The sequence below is a fragment of the Corynebacterium sp. AOP36-E1-14 genome (assembly GCF_052377495.1).
GTDB lineage: Bacteria > Actinomycetota > Actinomycetes > Mycobacteriales > Mycobacteriaceae > Corynebacterium.
Window position 1 is genome coordinate 37,987 of sequence record NZ_JBQSWV010000011.1, and the last position, 18,655, is coordinate 56,641.

Sequence of the window (18,655 nt, forward strand, 5' to 3'; positions counted from 1 at the left end):
TGACCTGGGGCTGTGACATGGGTTTTCTCCTTGGAAAGTGGTGGTTAGTCGTCTGATTCGGGGGTGTCGATGACCGCCAGCAGGGTGCCGGTCTCGATGTGGTCGCCGGCGGCCGCGGCGAGTTCGGCCACGGTGCCGTCGGAGGTGGCCGAGATGGTGTGCTCCATCTTCATGGCCTCGATCGTCATGAGTTTCTGGCCGGTGGTGACCGTGTCGCCCACGGCGACGGACACGCTGGTGACCGTCCCGGGCATGGGGGCGACCAGCGCGCCCTCGGCGACGATGTCGGCCGGGTCGTCGTAGCGGGGCCGCTCGGTGAGGGTGACCGGGCCCAGGGCGGAGTCCACGCCGACACCGCCACCGGGGTAGCGGTGCACGGTGAGGGTGCGGCGGATGCCGTCCACCTCGACGACGACGGTCGCCGGGGTGCCCGTGTCGCGGGTGACGCCGTCGCCCGGGGTGACCTCCACCAGCCGGACGTCCGGCTCGCCGCCGAGCGTGACGGTCTCTGCGCCGGTGGAGCGCGAGGACCGCACGATCTCGACCTGCACCGCGTCGTCGTCCTGGCCACCGTCCTTGTTCTGCGCCTGGTCGCTGAGGAAGCGGTGGGTGGTGCGGGCGTCGCCGAAGAGGCGGAAACCACTGCGCACGTGCCTGGTGGGGCGCGTGGCGGCGGTGGCCGCCTCGGCGACGACGGCGGCGGCGAAGGCGGAGACCGCCACCGCCGCGCCGTCGGCGAGCGTGATGGCCGAGACCTCGGGGTGGGTCTTCTCCAGGAAGGCGGTGTTGATGTCGCCGGCGCGGAAGTCCGCGTCGTCCAGGATGGAGACCAGCTGGTCACGGTTGGTGCCCAGGCCGTGGATGCGCGCGCGGCGCAACGTGCCGCTGAGCCGTCCCACCGCCTCGGCACGCGTCGGTGCCCAGGAGATGACCTTGGCGAGCATGGCGTCGTAGTTCACGCCGACCACGGCAGGACGCCCCGGGCGGGCCTCCGGGCCGGCGTCGAGCCGGATGCCGGGCACGTGCGGCCCGGCGAAGGAGGAGACCACGTCGTCGAAGTCGAAGCGCAGGACCTCGCCGGACATCGGCCGGTAGTCGTGGCGGGGATCCTCGGCGTAGACGCGCGCCTCCACGGCCCAACCGTTCAGCTCCGGCGGGTTCTCCGCCGGCAGGGGCAGTCCGGCGGCGACGTCGAACTGCAGGCCCACCAGGTCCAGCCCGGTGGTGGCCTCGGTGACGGGGTGCTCGACCTGCAGGCGGGTGTTGACCTCCAGGAAGAAGAACTCGCCCTTGTCGTTGGTCAGGAACTCCACGGTGCCCGCACCGCTGTAGTCGATGGCGTGGGCGGCGGCGCGGGCCGCCTCGAACAGCCGCTCGCGCATCCCGTCGACCCGCTCGACCAGCGGCGACGGCGCCTCCTCGATGACCTTCTGGTGACGGCGCTGGATCGAGCACTCGCGCTCGCCCACCGCCCACACGCCACCGTGGTTGTCGGCCATGAGCTGGACCTCGATGTGGCGGCCGGACTCGATGTAGCGCTCGATGAACACCGTGCCGTCGCCGAAGGCGCTCTCGGCCTCGCGGACGGCGGCGGCGGTCTCGGACTCCAGCTCGTCCATGGTGCGCACCACGCGCATACCGCGGCCACCACCACCGGCGGAGGCCTTGACCAGCACCGGGAGCATGTCCTCGGTGATCTCGGAGGTCTCCAGGTTGGTGAGCACCGGCACGCCGGCGGCCTCCATGAGCTTCTTGGCCTCGGTCTTGGAACCCATCGCGTCGATGGCGGCGGGGGAGGGGCCGATCCAGGTCAGCCCGGCGTCGATGACGGCGCGGGCGAAGCCGGCGTTCTCCGACAGGAAACCGTAACCGGGGTGGACGGCGTCGGCGCCGGTGCGCTTCGCGGCGTCCAGCACGGCCTCGGCGTTGAGGTAGGTCTCCGCCGGGGCGTTGCCGGGCAGCCGGACGGCGGCGTCGGCCTCCAGGGCGAAGGGTTCGTTGGCGTCGGCGTCGGAGTAGACGGCGACGGTGGACAGGCCGCGGTTGCGTGCGGTGGTGAACACGCGTCGGGCGATCTCGCCGCGGTTGGCGACGAGGATGGTCGTCGGTGCAGAGTGTGTCATTTCTTCCTTCATCTGGTTGTCGCCCGTCACATCCGGAAGACGCCGAAGCCGTCGGCGCCCTCCACCGGTCCGGAGTGGATGGCGGACAGTGCCGCACCCACCACGGCACGGGTGTCGCGGGGGTCGATGACACCGTCGTCGTAGAGCATCCCGGACATCTTCAGCGGGGCGGACTCGGCGTCGGCCTGGGTCTTGAGCATGTCGTAGAGCTGCTTCTCGGCGTCCTCGGAGTAGTCCAGGCCGCGGCCACGGGCCGACTGGGCGCTGATGCTGCTGATCACGGAGGCGAGCTGCTCGGAACCCATCACCGCCGAGCGGGCCGACGGCCAGGCGAACACGAAGCGCGGGTCGAAGGCGCGTCCGCACATCCCGTAGTGGCCGGCGCCGTAGCTGGCCGCGGTGATCAGGGAGATGTGCGGGACCGTGGAGTTGGACACCGCGTTGATCATCATCGCGCCGTGCTTGATGATGCCCTGCTGCTCGTACTCCTTGCCGACCATGTAGCCGGTGGTGTTGTGCATGAAGATCAGCGGGGTGTCGGTCTGGTTCGCCAGCTGGATGAACTGGGTGGCCTTCTGCGCCTCCTCGCTGAACAGCACGCCGCGGGAGTTGGCGAGGATGCCCACCGGGTAGCCGTGGACCTGCGCCCAGCCGGTGACCAGACCGGAGCCGTAGCGGGGCTTGAACTCGTCGAACTCGCTGGCGTCGACGAAGCGTCCGATGATCTCGTAGGGGTCGTAGGGGACCTTGAGCCCGTCGGGGACGATGCTGAGCAGGTCCTCCTCGTCGAGCACCGGGGCGGCGACGTCCGTCGACGGGGTCTGGCCCTTGCGGCGCCAGTTCAGGCGCCGGACGATGGAGCGTCCGATGCGTGCGGCGTCCAGCTCGTCGACGGCGAGGTAGTCGCCGAGACCGGAGACGTCGGTGTGCATCTGCGCACCACCGAGGCTCTCGTCGTCGGTGACCTCACCGGTGGCCGCCTTCACCAGCGGCGGGCCGGCGAGGAAGACCTTGGAACGCTCCTTGATCATCACCACGTGGTCGGACATGCCGGGGATGTAGGCACCGCCGGCGGTGCAGTTGCCGTACACGATGGCGATGGTGGGGATGCCCTCCTTCGACAGCTGGGTGATGTCGCGGAACATGGCGCCGCCGGGGACGAACACCTCCTTCTGGCTGCGCAGGTCCGCACCGCCGGACTCCACCAGGGTGAGCACGGGCAGACGGTTCTTGCGGGCGATCTCCTGCAGACGGTTGCACTTGCGCAGCGTCCACTCGTTGGAGGCGCCGCCCTTGACCGTGGGGTCGTTGGCCACGATGAGGCAGTCCACGCCCTCGACGGTGCCGATGCCGCCGACGACCGAACCGCCGACGGCGAAGTCGGTGCCGAAGCCCGCCATGGTGCACAGCTCGAGGAAGGGTGAACCCTGGTCGAGCAGGGAGTCGATGCGCTCGCGCGGGGTCATCTTGTCTCGGCTACGGAGCCTCTCCAGGGACTTCTCGCCGCCGCCGGAGAAGGCGGACTCGTAGGCCTCCCGGATCTCGCCGAGCTTGTCCTCCATGGACTGCCGGTTGGCCTGGTACTCCTCGGAGCCCGGGACCACCGCTGTCGATGCGGTCATGATGCGTCCTCACTGTCGTTGCTGGTGTTGAGCAGGGAGACGGGCACGTCGACGTGGCGCGAACGCAGCCATTCGCCGAGCCCCTTGCCCTGCGGGTCGAAGCGGGCACCGTGGGCCACGCCCTGGCCGAGGATGTCCTGGAACACCACGTTCACCGCGTTGAGGTGCGGCAGGGCGAAGACCTCCACGTCGAGTTCCGCGGTCTCCGGCAGCAGCCGCCGGACCGACTCGGGGGTGACGGTCTCGACGAGCCACGGGTAGGCGGCGTCGTCGCGGGTCCACAGTCCGATGTTGGCGCTGCCGCCCTTGTCGCCGCTGCGCGCGTCGGCGAGCAGGCCGATCGGTGCGCGCCGGGTCTCTCCGGACGCATCCGGACCCGGGACGGGCTCGTCGGTGTAGGACGACCCGAGCTCGGCGGTCACCTGCGGCGGTGCGACGGTCACGGTGGAGCCGTCGGCGAGGTTGGCGGTGTGCACCGGCACGTCGTTGTCGACGTAGGCGGGCGAGAAGGTGCCGTACATGCCGGGCTTCGGCGGAACCCCGTCGAAGAAGGTGCCCGGCGGGGACGCCAGGGCGGTGCCGACCACGCCGCGGCCCCACTCGGCGATGAGGTCCTGGTTGGGGTCCCACACCACGCACACCAGACGGGCGGACGCCGCGGCCTGGGTGTCCGCGTCCGGGTGGTGGGTACGCTCCAGGCGGTACTCCACGGTGCGCGGGCGCGGCTCGAGGGTGTCGAGCTGGCGGGTGAACAGGTCCGCCTTGTCCTCCACGTCGAGCCCGGAGAACAGGACCTGGACCTCGTTGCGGAACCCGCCGAGCTTGTTCACGCTGACCTTGGTGGTGGGCGGGGGAGCCTCACCGGTGGCGCCGCTGATGCGCACCCGGTCGTCGCCGAGGTCCTCCACACGGAGGTGGTCGAGGCGCAGGACGGCGTCCGGCCCGGCGTAGCGGGCACCGGTGACCTCGTAGAGCAGCTGGGCGGTCACGGTGCCGGCGGTGACCGCACCACCGGTGCCCTCGTGCTTGGTGATCACCGAGGAGCCGTCGGCGTGGACCTCGGCGAGGGGGAAGCCGGGCATCACGGGGCGGCCGTCGAGGACGCCGCGGTTGAAGCCGGAGTAGTTGCCGCCGGTGGCCTGGGTGCCGCACTCGATGACGTGCCCGGCGGCCATGGCGCCGGCGATCTGGTCGTGGTCGCCGGGGCCCCAGCCGAAGTGGTGGGCGGCGGGGCCCACGACCACCGAGGCGTCGGTGACGCGTCCGGTGACCACGATGTCGGCGCCGGCGGCGAGGCACTCGACGATGCCGAACGCCCCGAGGTAGGCGTTCGCGCACAGGGCGTCAGGAACAGTCGGTCGTAATGGTTCCCGGACGTCGTCGCCGTCGACGTAGGCGACGGTGAGGTCCAGTCCACGCTCCTCGACCTTCTTGCGCAGTGCGTCCGCCAGGCCGGACGGGTTGAGTCCGCCGGCGTTGGTCACGACCTTCACGCCGCGCTCGGCGATGCTGTCCAGGCAGGAGTCCAGGTGGTCGATGAACCGCCTGGCGTAGCCGAGGGTGGGGTTCTTCATCATCCCCTTGGCGAGGATGAGCATGGTGAGTTCTGCGAGGTAGTCGCCGGTGAGGTAGTCGATCTCACCGCCGTCGAGCATCTCTTTCATCGCGCTGTCGCGGTCACCGTAGAAGCCGGAGAAGTTCGCGATTCTCACGGGTGGGGTGTCACTCACGGAAAGCCTCCGAGTGTTGTCTGTGCAGTGGAATGCTTCCGACGGCTAATACTGTGGTTAGCCTACGGAAATCATGCTGCCAGTTGTAGCACCCGGAAACAATCACGCGTGACCGATTGGAACATTCGTGTCATGTGCGCTACATCACACCCCCATGTGGGGGAGGGGGATGTCGATCCTGCCGCGGCGCACCCTCCCCGACGCAGAGAGCAACCCCACGGGTCGGTCGCACCAACCTGTGGGGTTGCTCTTTCGGGATGCCCGCGCGGGGCGGGGAGGTCGGGGAGGGGATCAGCCCTCCTGGGTGGTCTGCCCCGAGTCCTGCCCCGAGTCCTCCGAGAAGCTGGAGGTGGACGAAGAGACGTCGTCGAGGCTCACGTCGGTGCCGTGCAGTTGGACCTTCAGGCCGTCCTCGGTGATCGTCGCGTCCTGGATCTGCAGGCCCTCCACGTCGTTGACGGTCTCCTGCAGGGAGTCGGTCAGTGACTGCACCATCGACTCCGGCAGGTCCATGCCCAGGATCTGGAGGTTCTGCACCTCGAAGTTCAGTGCGCCGTCCTCGACGACCGGGGTCATGCTCAGCGTCGCCAGGCCGCCGGTGATCTCCAGGTCCATGGTGTTGTCGGCGGTGTTCATCTGCACACCGGTGACCTCGATGAGGCCCTCGAGCAGGCCGCCGGCGCCCTCGGCGTCGTCACCGGAACCCTCCGCCTGCGACTTCTGGATCTCCGAGAGAAGCAGGTCCGGCGGCAGGGTGGTGTCCACGGTGATCTCACCGGCGGTGGGGTTGTCGGTGTCGGTGGACATGTCCTTGGCGTTGATCGTCATCGCCGGCTGGCCGGAGACGACCGGGCGCGACTGGTCGGAGTCCTCGTAGGACACGTCCAGGCTGGAGGGCAGGTCCGCCTCGAAGGAGGGGATCTTGCCCTGCAGCAGCCCGAGCAGGAGGGGAGACGTGCCGAAGCTCACCGAGGGGTCCTCGGTGAGCGCGGTGCCGCGTTCCTCGGCCGAGGAACGGATCTCGTCGACGACCGTGTTCTTCGCGTAGGCACGCAGTCCGAACTCGGCCACCGCCGCCAGGACGGCGAGGACGATGACGACGACGAGGAGAATCTTCCACCACCGGCCCGACCGCTTCTTGCCGGCGTTGCCGCCGTCCTGCGGTGATTGGGCCCCCCAGCCCTGCGGGCCGGTGGCGGATGGTCCGGTGCTGTTTGAAGTGCTCACCGGACCAGTGTGAACCATGACCACCCACCGGCGCCAGGTATACGGCGATTACCCGGTGGATTGTGCGGTGATCCGCAGGTTCACGGGGTGGATCAGAGGTTCTCCTTGATCCAGGTGTCGATGAGGGTGTTCTCGTTGTTGATGATGTCGCGGACGGCGTCGGCGACCTTGGGCTCGATGACCGGGCCGACCATGGGGATGGTGACGTCGATGTCGGCCTCGGCGGACAGGGTGGTGGAGTCGCCCTCACCGGTGAGGGTGAGCTCGGCGCCGAACTTCACCGGGGCGCCCTTGACCTCGGCGGCCATGTCGCCGTTGACGACGCCGTCCTTCTCGTCGCCGAAGGTGACGGTGCGCTTGAGCTTCAGGTTCTGGGAGACCATGGAGCGCACGGCCTCGGGCAGTGCGTCGGTGGGCAGGACCTCGAAGAGGACGACCTCGATGGGCTCGGCGGTGAAGGAGTTGACTTCGCCGGGGACCTCGGAGAGGTTCTGGGCCTCGTACTCCCAGTACTCCTTGGAGCTCAGGGCCTTGATGACCTTGTCCAGCGGGTGGTTGACGGTCGTGGAGGACTCGATGTGTGTTGTCATGCAGAAAGGCTAACATCATAAGTGTGCCACGTCCTGATTTTACGTTCCAGCCGAGAACAGTTTCCGTTCCCTCCGCAACGTTACAGCGTCTGACCAGGAGGAATGACGTCGAAACGTCGTCGCGCAGCTTCGCTGACCTGACCACCCTGCGGGTCGGCGGTGCCCCCGCCCACACCCTGTGCTGTCGTTCGGCGGACGCCGTCGCCGAGGTCGTACGCAGCCTCGACGAGGCCGGCGTCCCCCTGCTCGTCGTCGGTGGCGGCTCCAACCTCGTCGTCGGCGAGGACGTCGCGGGCCTGGTCGCCGTCGTGCTCGAGAGTGAGGGCGAGGACGGCAAGGACGCGGCGGACGTCGCGATCGACGCGGCGTCCGGCGTGGTCAGGGCCTTCGCCGGGGTGGTGTGGGACGACCTCGTCGCCGCCACGGTCGACGCCGGCCTCGGTGGCCTGGAGTGCCTGTCCGGCATCCCCGGCTCCGTCGGTGCGACCCCGGTGCAGAACGTCGGCGCCTACGGTGCGGAGGTCTCCCAGACCCTGCACCGCGTGCAGCTGTTCGACCGCTCCACGGGGGAGACCTCGTGGGTGTCGCCGGAGTCCCTGGAACTGGGCTACCGCTACTCCAACCTGAAGTTCACCTCGCGTGCGGTGGTCACCGCCGTGGAGTTCGCCCTGTCCACCGACGGGCTCAGCGCCCCGCTGCGTTTCGGGGAGCTGGCACGCCGACTCGGCGTGACCGCGCAGGACGGGACGTCGCGTCGTCCTGCCGCCGAGGTCCGTGACATGGTGCTCGAGCTGCGTCGCGGCAAGGGCATGGTGCTCGACGCCGCCGACCACGACACGTGGTCGGCCGGGTCGTTCTTCACCAACCCCGTCGTCGACACGGCGACGGCCGACGAGGTGCAGCGCCTGGTGGCGTCGTCGCGTGGGGAACAGGACGCCGCGGCGATGCCGCGGTTCCCGGCCGGTGACGCCGCCGGTGAGAACACGGAGAAGCTCTCGGCGGCCTGGCTGATCGAGCGCGCCGGTTTCGACCGGGGCTGGCACGTCCCCGGTCACGCCCGTGCGGGCCTCTCGGGCAAGCACACCCTGGCGCTGACGAACCGGGGGCAGGCGTCCTCGGCGGACGTCGTGGAGCTCGCCCGTGCGGTGCGTGACGGGGTGCGTGACACCTTCGGGGTGACGCTGGTGCCCGAGCCGGTGTGGATCGGCGTGACGCTCGACCCCGAGTAGCACGCGGTCGCAGCCCGGCATATTCTGGGACGTTATGCGCGTCGCCATGATCTCCATGCACACATCGCCGCTGGAACAACCCGGGATCGGGGACGCCGGCGGGATGAACGTCTACGTCCGTAACGTCGCCGAGCATCTCGCCGGCCACGGCGTGGAGGTCGACGTCTTCACCCGCGCCACGCGTGCCTCCCAGGGGGAGGTCGTTCAGGTCGCGCCGGGGTTGCGGGTGATCAACTGCGTGGCCGGGCCGTTCGAGGGGCTGCCCAAGGAGTCGCTGCCCACGCAGCTCGCCGCATTCACCGGCTCGGTGCTGTCCTTCGTGCGTCGCGAGGCGGGTGCGGCCGGCACCTCCGGGGCCGGCGACCGCACCGGTGCGGGACGCTACGACCTGATCCACTCGCACTACTGGCTGTCCGGCCAGGTCGGCTGGCTGCTGCGCGACCTGTGGGGGGTGCCGCTGGTGCACACCGCGCACACCTGGGCTGCGGTGAAGAACCTCGGGCTGGCCGAGGGCGACACCCCGGAGCCGGAGTCCCGCCGGATCTGCGAGCAGCAGATCATCGACAACGCCGACCGCATCATCGTCAACACGCAGGACGAGGCGGACGCCCTGGTGACCGCCTACGACGCCGACACCGCCGACCTCACGGTCGTCTCGCCGGGCGTGGACGTCGACCGGTTCACCCCCGGCTCCGACCGGGCCACCGAGCGGGCCCGCCGCGAGCTCGGCATCCCGCTGCGCGCCAAGGTCATCGCCTTCATCGGACGCCTGCAGGTGCTCAAGGGGCCGCACATCCTGCTGCGCGCCGCCGCCGACCTGATCCGGCGGCACCCGGAGCAGAACATCCGCGTGGTGATCTGCGGCGGGCCGTCCGGCACGGGTATGGAACGACCCGATGAACTGCACGAACTCGCCGCCGAGCTCGGGGTGTCCGGCTACGTCCGCTTCCTGTCGCCGCGTCCGCCGGAGGAACTGGTCAGCGTGTACCAGGCCGCCGACATCATCGCCGTGCCCAGCTACAACGAGTCCTTCGGCCTGGTGGCGCTGGAGGCGCAGGCATCCGGCACCCCGGTGGTCGCCGCCCGCGTCGGCGGTCTGCCGCTGACCGTGACGGAGGGGGAGAGCGGCGTGCTCGTCGACGGGCACGACCCCGCCGACTGGGCCAGTGCGCTGGAGAACCTGATCATGGACGACGACCTGCGTAACTCCATGTCCGACCTCGCCCCGTCCCACGCCGCCGAGTACTCCTGGGACGTGACCGTGGACCGGATGGTCGCCGAGTACTCCTCGCTCGTGGAGCGCTGGCGTTCCCACGGATGCTCGGAACCCGGTGTGGCGCTGAGTTCCCTGGCCTCCCGTGACCCCAGCGGTACCACGGGCGGGTAGGTTCGGTCCCATGGAACTACAGCAGCTGCAAGAGCTTCTTCACGCCGCGGAGGTCGACTTCGAGGTCTCCAACGACGTGGCCGTGGTCGTGCTGCCCGGTGAGCGCCGGCTGAAGACCAACGCCCTGTTCATCCCGCAGGACGGCATGCTGCGCGTCGAGGCGTTCGTGTGCCGCGCCGTCGAGGAGGCCCACGCCGAGGTCTACCGCCTGCTGCTGCAGCACAACCGCAAGGCCTACGGCGTGCACTACACGCTGGACAACAACAACGACATCTACCTCGCCGGCCAGTTCCCCGACACCACCACCGCCGAGGACGTGCAGCGCATCCTCGGCCAGGTCCTGGAGCTCGCCGACGGGGACTTCAACCACATCCTGGAGCTGGGCTTCGAGACGTCGATCAGGCGTGAATGGGAGTGGCGTCTGGACCGCGGGGAGTCGACCCACAACCTGGAGGCGTTCCAGCGGCTGCGTCCCGGCTACGAGGACGAACGCGCCGCCGAGCGCAAGGACCGTGCAGAACGCGCAGGACGCACCCCGTCGGCGCCGCCGACGCCGTAACGTCCTGTCGCGTCCCCCTGTGCGGTGCGCCGATGCGTGGCACAATGAGGACCATGAGTGAAAACAACCATGGCACGCTGATCCTCCTCCGCCACGGGCAGAGCGAGTGGAACGCTTCCAACCAGTTCACCGGCTGGGTCGACGTCGACCTCACCGACCAGGGACGGGAGGAGGCCGTGCGCGGCGGCAAGATGATCGCCGAGGCCGGCCTGGAGCCCACCGTCCTGTACACCTCCCTGCTGCGCCGGGCGATCACCACCGCCAACCTGGCGCTGGACGCCGCCGACCGCCACTGGATCCCCGTGGTGCGTGACTGGCGCCTGAACGAGCGCCACTACGGTGCGCTGCAGGGCCTGAACAAGGCCGAGACCAAGGAGAAGTACGGCGAGGACCAGTTCATGGCCTGGCGTCGCAGCTACGACACCCCGCCGCCGGAGCTGGAGGACGGCACCGAGTACTCCCAGTCGGACGACCCCCGCTACGCCAACCTCGCCGAGGTCCCGAAGACCGAGTGCCTGCTCGACGTGGTCAAGCGCTTCATCCCCTACTACGAGACCTCCATCCTGCCCCGCCTGGAGGCGGGGGAGACCGTGGTCGTCGCCGCGCACGGCAACTCGCTGCGTGCGCTGGTCAAGCACCTCGACAAGATCTCCGACGAGGACATCGCCGGGCTGAACATCCCGACCGGCATCCCGCTGGTCTACCGCCTCGACGAGAAGGGTTCGGTGCTCAACCCGGGCGGCGAGTACCTCGACCCGGAGGCCGCCGAGGCGGGGGCCGCCGCGGTCGCCGCCCAGGGCGGCAAGTAGGCCTCGGAGCAGGACGGGACGGGTAGGACGCAACGGACGTGGAATCAGAGATCGTCCTGCCGTTGGCCGGGGGAGTCCTGCTGGGGCTCGTCGTGGGGGTCGCCGTCACCCTGGTGGTGACGGTGCTCCGCCGCCGGGCGGAACGGCGTGAGAAGGAACGGATCCGCCGGGAGACCCAGCACAACCGTGTGTCGACCATCGCCCAGGTGATGCACTTCGCCCTGGAGTCGTCCCCGCTGGGGGTCGCGGTGGTCGACCTGCGCGAGGACCTCGTGTTCTCGAACCGCAGCGTGCAGGACCTCGGGGTGGTGGAGGGCCGCCATCTCGTCCCGGAGGTCCACCGCCTGGCCCAGCGGGTCTTCGACGACGGGGAGCCGCGCGACGGCGTGCTGCACCCCGGCACCGGGGCGGTCGGCCCGGTGTTCTCCGTGGCGGTGACCGTACGGCAGCTGACCTCGGTCGACAGCCGTTTCGTGGTGGTCTACGCCAACGACGACTCCGAGAACGTGCGTATGGAGGCCGCGCGCCGCGACTTCGTGGCCAACGTCTCCCACGAGTTGAAGACCCCGGTCGGGGCGATCTCCCTGCTGGTGGAGACCATGCTGGAGGCCAGCGACGACCCGGACATGGTCGAGTACTTCGGTGACAAGCTCCAGATGGAGACCCGACGGGTCTCCACGATGATCTCCGAGTTGATCGGACTGTCGAAGCTGCAGGGGGCCGAGTCGCTGCCGGACGTGCGCCCCGTGAGCGTGGACCGGGTCATCGACAAGGCCGTGGAACGCTCCCGCGTCGCCGCGGAGGTGGAGAACATCGACCTGATCACGGACTCCCCGGGAGACGCCTGGCTCACCGGCGACGAGGAACTCCTCGTCACCGCCGTGACGAACCTGATCGCCAACGCCATCAACTACTCGCCGGACGACACCCCGGTCAGCATCAGCCGTGCGGTCCGTGGATCCTCGGTGGTCATCCGGGTGACCGACCGGGGCATCGGCATCGCCCCGGACCAGCAGAAGCGGGTGTTCGAACGCTTCTTCCGCGTGGACAAGGCCCGGTCCCGGGCAACCGGCGGTACCGGTCTGGGACTCGCGGTGGTCAAGCACACCGTGATCAACCACGGCGGCAACGTCTCGCTGTGGTCGCAGCCGGGCACGGGGTCGACCTTCTCCCTGGAGTTCCCGGTGCTGGACCGTTCCGCCGTCCCCGAGGAGCACGTGCCGGACCAGGAGCGTTTCACCGCCGAGCAACTGCTCGCCGGTGGTGAATGACGCCGTTCACCCGGCAGGATCGACGTGCGGAGTTTACAATGACGTCGTCTCCCAGCAACCTCGCCGGGAATCGTCAGTTCCGTCCGAAGTTCCGTCCCATCCGGCCGTACAACGGCCGTCGCACATGTGTGAGGACCTTTTCACCCTATGTCCAGTGACCGTCCCACCGTCCTGCTCGTCGAGGACGAGGAATCACTCGCCGAACCGTTGGCCTTCCTCCTCCAGAAGGAGGGGTTCGGGGTCTACACCGCCGCCGACGGGCCGACCGCACTGAAGCTCTTCGACGCGCACGGCATCGACCTCGTCCTGCTGGACGTGATGCTGCCGGGCATGTCCGGCACGGAGGTCTGCACGCAGTTGCGCGCGGTGTCCTCGGTGCCGGTGATCATGGTCACCGCCCGCGACAGTGAGATCGACAAGGTCGTGGGACTGGAGATCGGGGCCGACGACTACGTCACCAAGCCCTACTCCGCCCGCGAACTCATCGCCCGCATCCGCGCGGTGCTGCGCCGCGGGGGCGAGAACGCGCTGGACGAGGGGGAGGGCGACGACAGCCTGGTGCTGCGCAGCCCTCGGGTGGTGCTCGACGTGGAACGCCACACCGTCGCGGTGGACGGCGACCCGGTGGCCCTGCCGCTCAAGGAGTTCGACCTGCTCGAGTACCTGATGCGCAACGAGGGGCGCGTGCTCACCCGCGGCCAGCTGATCGACCGGGTGTGGGGCATCGACTACGTCGGTGACACCAAGACCCTCGACGTGCACGTCAAGCGGCTGCGTTCCAAGATCGAGGAGACCCCGTCCTCCCCGTCGATCCTGGTCACCGTGCGGGGGCTGGGCTACAAGTTCGAGGGGTAGTGGCCGCTGTGTCCGGGCGCCGTCAGCGGTGCGCCGCGGCGGTCGCCGGGTGGATCGAGAGCAGGGGGAAGCCGGACGGCGCCAGGCGCGCCATCTCCTCGCGCTGCCGGCAGTGTTCGGCCACCACCTCGTAGGCCTCGGCGCCGATGAGTTCACACAGTTCATCGGCGTGGGTGGACCACAGGGCGTCGTCGCCGGTGTGGCAGCCCGGGTCCGAGGTGCAGTACCAGTCGAAGTCCTCCCCGCCGGCGCCCCATCCGCGCCGCGTGTACTCGGTCACCGTCGTGCGCAGCACCTCCGCGCCGTCCGACCTGGTCTCCCAGTCCTCCAGGCGGCGCAACGGCAGCTGCCAGCAGACCTCCGGCTTGGCCACGGTGAGGGCGACGTCGTTCTTCAGCGCCCACCCGTGCAGGGCGCAGCCGGCGCCGGCGGGGTGGTCGGCACGGTTGGCGAACACGCAGGCACCCTCGTGCACCCGGGTCTTGAGGGCTGGCTCCGGTTCCCCGGAGTCGGTGTCGTCGCCGTCGAGCTCGTCCCAGACCAGCCACGGCTCGATGCCGTCGGCGTCCCCGTCCGCGTTACCGTCGGTGTTCCGGGCACCGTCCATCACCATCGACCGGAACTGCCAGTCCTCGTCGGTCAGGTGGGGCACGATCTCGGCGAGGGCACCACGGTCGTCATCGTCGGTGAGGAAGGCGCCGTGGACGCAACAACCCACGTCAGGGTGCTCCGCGTCGATTCCGTGGCAGGCGTCCGTGCCGAAGCGGCACCGGTAGGTCGACAGGAGCCACGTAAGATCGACCGAGACGATGTGTTCGGAATCCGCCGGGTCGGTGAACTCCAGGTACTCGCGCTGATGGTCGGCGGGAGTCTCCTGTCCTGAACGCACCGCGAGGTCGGCCGGGGTCCCGTCCGGGTAGCCGCTGGTGATGTTGGAAAGAACAGAATGGGTCACGGTCAACACCGTAGACCGGATAGGGTTGAAACCGTGCGACTAGGTGTCTTGGATGTGGGAAGCAACACGGTCCACCTCGTGGTGGTGGACATGGCCCCGGGTGGTCCGCCGACCCCCATGAGCAACTGGAAGACGCCGATGCGGCTCGTCGAGTACCTCGACGAGGACGGCGCCATCACCGCGAAGGGCGTCCGCAAGCTGATCAAGGGGGTCGGGCTCGCCGCGGAGATGTCGGATCAGTTCCACTGCGACGAGATGCTGCCGTTCGCGACCTCGGCGTTGCGCTCGGCGACGAACTCCGAGGCCGTGCTGGCCGAGGTCGAGGAGCAGACCGGTGTGCAGCTGCGCATCCTGTCCGGCACGGCCGAGGCGGAGCTGACCTTCCTGGCGGTGCGCCGCTGGTTCGGCTGGTCTGCCGGACGTATCTGCGACCTGGACATCGGCGGTGGGTCGTTGGAGATGTCGGTGGGGGTCAACGAGCTGCCGGACGTGGCGCTGTCGGTGAACCTGGGTGCAGGGCGCCTGACCCACGACTGGTTCCGGACGGATCCGCCCAGCCGTAAGGAGATCAAGGCGCTGGCCGCCCACATCGACGAAACGCTCGAGGAACCGGTCAAGCAGCTCAAGGAGGCGGGTCCGGTCGACCTGGCGGTGGGTACGTCGAAGACGTTCCGGATGCTCGCGCGCCTCACCGGTGCGGCACCGTCCTCGGCGGGCCCACGGGTGCGCCGGGTGCTGACCCGCCCCGGTGTGCGGCAGTTGACCTCGTTCATCTCCAGGATGACCGCGGCGGACCGTGCGGAGTTGGAGGGTGTGTCGGTGGACCGCTCGGCGCAGGTCGTGGCAGGCGCCCTAGTGGCTGAGGCCACGATGCGCCACCTGGGTATCGAGCAGCTGCAGCTGTGCCCGTGGGCGTTGCGTGAGGGTGTGATCCTGCGTCGGGCGGACGCCGCCGACGCGGCGGACTTCGACCCGAACGTCGAGGTCGACAAGAGCAGCTGACCGGCGGGACGTCCGCCCCGGACACCGGTGTTCCCCGGGGAGGGGGCTACGCCGGTGGGGTAGCGGGGCCCGATGAAACCACAGGTGGACGCACGGTTCACGCGGATTTCGTGGGCCCGTCGTTGCGCCGATGTGGGCTGTACACGTGATAACTGTAAACTGTCACCTGATAATTGAGACATGGGTGACGGTCGTCGGGTAAGTTCGGCGGTCACGAAGGTGTCTCGGGCCTGCCGACCGGTCCGGCAGGTGATGACCGATGATGGGAACGACGGATGAGTGAGAAGCTGACTGTTGCGGAGCTTATGGCCCGCAACGCCAAGGACGGTGCTCGCAGAGCAGACCGTCCTCGGCGTCGACGCAACCTCGATGACGGTGGAGTCTCCGTCTCCGAGCTGACCGGTTCCATTCCCGTCGTCAACGATGAGGACCTCGACGCCGCCGGCGACGGCAGTGACAGCACTGCCCGGGCCGACCGCGCCGATGCCGCGCCGGTCGCCGACGAGCACCCCCACCGCGGTGGCCACGAACTCGAGGACGACCCGGCCGGGGACGTCACCGAGGAGAAGGTCGACGAGGTAGACGTCGTCGACGGGGAGGTCGTCGACGAGGAGCTCCACGACGAGCCGGTGGAGGAGCCTGCCGCTGAACCGGCCGCCGAGCCGGCACGTGGTGGCCTGTTCAGCGCCGGCGAGACCACGGTCATTCCCCGCGTCGACCCGTCCGCCGGTGATGCGGCTGAGGAACCTGCCGAGGACTCTGCCGAGGACTCGGTTGAGAACTCCACCGACGAGGTGGCGCAGGACGATGAGCACGTCGACGAGAGCGTTGACGAGAGCGCCGACGAGGCCGCCGTCGCACCGGAGCAGGCCCACGAGCCCGCCGCCGAGGCCGAGGAGCACGACCCCGACAAGATCGTCGAGTACGAGGACGACGCCATCTCCTGGCCCGCACTGCTGGGCCAGACCGCGATCGCCCTGGTGGTCGGTGTCGTCATCTTCTTCGGCTTCACCCTGCTGTGGGACAAGCTGCCCACCGCGCTGGTCCTGGCCATGGCCGGCGTGGTCACGCTGGTGTGCGTCGGCGTCGTCCACGCCCTGCTGCGCCACCGGCACACGCTCGTGCTGATCCTGGCGTTCATCGTCGGCCTGGTCATCACACTCGGACCACGCCTGATCATGTCCGTCTGACACCCCGCAAGTGGCGTGCTTCACCCTCGCCTGGCACGCTGGTGGGTATGACACGTATTGCATTTATCGGCGGAGGAAACATCGGTGAGGCCCTGATCTCGGGTCTCGTGGCTGACGGGGGGTCGGCCGACAAGCCCGACGTCGTCGTCTTCGACCCGAGTTCCGACCGCCTCGACTTCCTCCACGAGAAGTACGGGATCACCGGCGCCGACGACGCCGCCACCGCGGCCGCGGAGGCCGACTTCGTGGTCATCGCCGTGAAGCCCCACATCGTCGTCTCCGTCCTGGAGGACATCTCCTCGACGCTGGACAACAACGACGCCGAGACCGTCGTCGTCTCCGTCGCCGCAGGCGTGAGCCTGGGCACCATGGAATCCGCCCTTGCCGCCGGTGTGCCGGCCGTGCGGGTCATGCCGAACACTCCGATGCTCGTCGGCAAGGGCATGAGCGCCGTCGCCGGTGGACGGTTCACCTCCGCCGATCAGGTCGAGGCAGTGAAGGACCTCTTCGCCACCGTCGGCCAGGCCGTCGCCGTGGCAGAGAAGGACATCGACGCCGTCACCGCCGTCTCCGGCTCCGGGCCCGCCTACATCTTCATGGTCGCCGAGGCCATGACGGACGCCGGCGTGCAGCTCGGCCTGGCCCGTCCCGTCGCCCAGCAGCTCGCGATCGCCACGGTCGAGGGTGCGGCCACGATGATGGCCCAGGGGGACAAGAACCCCGTGGATCTCCGCGCCAACGTCACGAGCCCCGGCGGGACGACCGCCGCGGCGACCCGCGGTCTCGAGGAGAACGGTCTGCGGACCGCGTTCTTCCGGGCGATGCAGGCCTGTGTGGACCGCTCCGTGGAGCTCGGCCGCCCGGCCGACGAGAAGTAGGCTTCAACCCCCCGCTTCCCCCGTCCGGGGGTGGGGGTAACGGTGCAACACCCCCTGCGTCACTCTCGTCACAGCCGTGTCACCAGTGCCTCCCGTCTCCCCGGTCTCCAGCCGTCAACTTTTGTCATTCTCGTCGCAATATTCACAAGATTAACGATAGGATGGGGCGAGCGCCCGACGTGTCGAAGTTCTGCAGGAGGGGAAGCCTGCAGCGCGTGCGTGCGTCGTAAGGATTGGAAATTATGGCAAACAATGACAGTGGTACGTTCCTGACGGTCGCAGAGGTCGCCGAGCTGATGCGGGTGTCCAAGATGACCGTCTACCGCCTGGTTCACTCCGGTGAACTGCCGGCGGTGCGTGTCGGACGTTCCTTCCGCGTGCATGAGCAGGCGGTGCAGGAATACCTGGGTGCCTCGATCTACGAGGCGGGCCAGACCGGCTAGCCGGGACTCCAGACCCCTCCCTCGCGTCGACCCTGAGTCGGTGTGAGGGAGGGGTCTTTTGCCGTTGCAACGCTCCGCCAGTTAAACTGGACCGCATTCGTGTCGGATCGGTCCCGATCGGTGAGGTTATCCTGCCGTTTGCCGTCCGCCTGCGGTGCCGTCGCGTACCGTGCGGGAACCGACCAGCAGCATGATCCTTAACCGAAGACCTACCACGAGGGAGGACCCATGGGTTCTGTCATCAAGAAGCGTCGCAAGCGCATGTCGAAGAAGAAGCACCGCAAGATGCTCCGCCGTACCCGCGTTCAGCGACGGAAGCTCGGTAAATAGGCCGATGCCAGCCAAGGCGCGGCTCCGCCTCCCCTTCTTCGGGGAACGGGGCCGCGCCTTCGTTGTGTCCCGGCATGGCCCGTCGTGTCCGCCGGGAGGCTGTTCTAGGGTGGGGGACATGGACCAGAGCAGTGGGTACAGCCCGACGGTGACGATCATGGTCCGCGAGACCTGCGGGTCCTGCGGACGTGTCCGCCGGCAGATCGAGCCGGTGTGCGCCGGGCAGGGCGTCGTCCTGCAGGTCGTCGACGTCGACACCGACCGCGCTCTCGCCGTGGAGTTCGGCGACCGGGTGCCGGTCGTCCTCGTCGACGACGAGGAGGTGGCGTGCTGGGAGATCGACGACGACGAGCTGCTGGAGGCCCTCTCCACGGCCCGTCCGGAGGCGCCCCCGGCCGCTCCCTCAGCCCGCTCCCGTTAACCGGGGGTCGGTAGGAGTGCTCTCCGGTGCTTTT

General features: G+C 69.0%; 18 protein-coding genes. 12 read left to right on the top strand and 6 right to left on the bottom strand.

Annotated features, from left to right (window positions below; genetic code table 11):
• Nucleotides 1-44: 44 nt before the first annotated feature.
• The 5 genes from ACT3TD_RS06910 to ACT3TD_RS06930 all read right to left on the bottom strand — a co-directional run bounded on the left by ACT3TD_RS06910 (nt 45) and on the right by ACT3TD_RS06930 (nt 7,292).
• Entirely contained in the window at nt 45-2,123 is a 2,079-nt protein-coding gene (locus tag ACT3TD_RS06910; RefSeq protein ID WP_441588150.1) for an ATP-binding protein, read from the bottom strand.
• A 26-nt stretch (nt 2,124-2,149) separates the two neighbouring features.
• Nucleotides 2,150-3,748, bottom strand: coding sequence for an acyl-CoA carboxylase subunit beta (locus tag ACT3TD_RS06915; protein ID WP_441579067.1), 1,599 nt, complete (start codon nt 3,746-3,748; stop codon nt 2,150-2,152).
• Complete coding sequence (locus ACT3TD_RS06920) at nt 3,742-5,475, bottom strand: acyclic terpene utilization AtuA family protein (RefSeq protein ID WP_441579060.1); 1,734 nt, start codon at nt 5,473-5,475, stop codon at nt 3,742-3,744. The genes ACT3TD_RS06915 and ACT3TD_RS06920 overlap by 7 nt, the downstream gene beginning before the upstream one ends.
• 291 nt (nt 5,476-5,766) lie before the next feature.
• Complete coding sequence (locus tag ACT3TD_RS06925) at nt 5,767-6,702, bottom strand: LmeA family phospholipid-binding protein (RefSeq protein WP_301442736.1); 936 nt, start codon at nt 6,700-6,702, stop codon at nt 5,767-5,769.
• Between the two features lie 92 nt (nt 6,703-6,794).
• Entirely contained in the window at nt 6,795-7,292 is a 498-nt protein-coding gene (locus ACT3TD_RS06930) for a DUF2505 domain-containing protein (RefSeq protein WP_301442737.1), read from the bottom strand.
• Between the two features lie 89 nt (nt 7,293-7,381).
• On the opposite strand from ACT3TD_RS06930, the gene ACT3TD_RS06935 reads away from it, so the two are divergent.
• The 6 genes from ACT3TD_RS06935 (at nt 7,382) to ACT3TD_RS06960 (ending at nt 13,402) form a co-directional block, all read left to right on the top strand.
• Nucleotides 7,382-8,521: a UDP-N-acetylmuramate dehydrogenase gene (locus tag ACT3TD_RS06935; protein WP_441579066.1), complete on the top strand. Its 1,140-nt coding sequence runs from the start codon at nt 7,382-7,384 to the stop codon at nt 8,519-8,521.
• A gap of 34 nt (nt 8,522-8,555) precedes the next feature.
• Entirely contained in the window at nt 8,556-9,908 is a 1,353-nt protein-coding gene (mshA, locus tag ACT3TD_RS06940; RefSeq protein WP_301442144.1) for a D-inositol-3-phosphate glycosyltransferase, read from the top strand.
• 10 nt (nt 9,909-9,918) lie between these two features.
• Nucleotides 9,919-10,467: a YbjN domain-containing protein gene (locus tag ACT3TD_RS06945; protein ID WP_441579059.1), complete on the top strand. Its 549-nt coding sequence runs from the start codon at nt 9,919-9,921 to the stop codon at nt 10,465-10,467.
• Between the two features lie 53 nt (nt 10,468-10,520).
• Nucleotides 10,521-11,276 carry a phosphoglyceromutase gene (locus tag ACT3TD_RS06950; RefSeq protein WP_301442146.1) on the top strand — a complete coding sequence of 252 codons (756 nt, stop codon included), beginning with the start codon at nt 10,521-10,523 and terminating at the stop codon, nt 11,274-11,276.
• A 38-nt stretch (nt 11,277-11,314) separates the two neighbouring features.
• On the top strand, nt 11,315-12,547 hold the full coding sequence (locus ACT3TD_RS06955) for a sensor histidine kinase (protein ID WP_441579058.1): 1,233 nt from the start codon (nt 11,315-11,317) through the stop codon (nt 12,545-12,547).
• Between the two features lie 147 nt (nt 12,548-12,694).
• The gene (locus ACT3TD_RS06960) at nt 12,695-13,402 is read left to right on the top strand and encodes a response regulator transcription factor (RefSeq protein WP_301442148.1); all 708 of its coding nucleotides are present in this window, start codon (nt 12,695-12,697) and stop codon (nt 13,400-13,402) included.
• Between the two features lie 22 nt (nt 13,403-13,424).
• On the opposite strand, the gene ACT3TD_RS06965 is transcribed toward ACT3TD_RS06960, so the two are convergent.
• The gene (locus ACT3TD_RS06965) at nt 13,425-14,357 is read right to left on the bottom strand and encodes a hypothetical protein (RefSeq protein ID WP_301442149.1); all 933 of its coding nucleotides are present in this window, start codon (nt 14,355-14,357) and stop codon (nt 13,425-13,427) included.
• 33 nt (nt 14,358-14,390) lie between these two features.
• Here ACT3TD_RS06965 and ACT3TD_RS06970 point away from each other — a divergent pair, with 33 nt between their 5' ends.
• From ACT3TD_RS06970 to ACT3TD_RS06995, 6 genes are all read left to right on the top strand, one after another.
• Nucleotides 14,391-15,359 carry a Ppx/GppA phosphatase family protein gene (locus tag ACT3TD_RS06970; protein WP_301442150.1) on the top strand — a complete coding sequence of 323 codons (969 nt, stop codon included), beginning with the start codon at nt 14,391-14,393 and terminating at the stop codon, nt 15,357-15,359.
• A gap of 275 nt (nt 15,360-15,634) precedes the next feature.
• The gene (locus ACT3TD_RS06975) at nt 15,635-16,549 is read left to right on the top strand and encodes a hypothetical protein (protein WP_441579056.1); all 915 of its coding nucleotides are present in this window, start codon (nt 15,635-15,637) and stop codon (nt 16,547-16,549) included.
• 47 nt (nt 16,550-16,596) lie between these two features.
• The gene (proC, locus tag ACT3TD_RS06980; RefSeq protein ID WP_301442152.1) at nt 16,597-17,427 is read left to right on the top strand and encodes a pyrroline-5-carboxylate reductase; all 831 of its coding nucleotides are present in this window, start codon (nt 16,597-16,599) and stop codon (nt 17,425-17,427) included.
• Nucleotides 17,428-17,669: 242 nt separating this feature from the next.
• Nucleotides 17,670-17,870 (top strand): helix-turn-helix domain-containing protein, encoded by a 201-nt coding sequence (locus ACT3TD_RS06985; RefSeq protein ID WP_301442153.1) that lies wholly within the window; start codon nt 17,670-17,672, stop codon nt 17,868-17,870.
• Between the two features lie 228 nt (nt 17,871-18,098).
• Complete coding sequence (locus tag ACT3TD_RS06990) at nt 18,099-18,200, top strand: 30S ribosomal protein bS22 (RefSeq protein ID WP_003855542.1); 102 nt, start codon at nt 18,099-18,101, stop codon at nt 18,198-18,200.
• Nucleotides 18,201-18,318: 118 nt separating this feature from the next.
• Complete coding sequence (locus tag ACT3TD_RS06995; protein WP_441579055.1) at nt 18,319-18,621, top strand: glutaredoxin family protein; 303 nt, start codon at nt 18,319-18,321, stop codon at nt 18,619-18,621.
• Nucleotides 18,622-18,655: the final 34 nt, after the last annotated feature.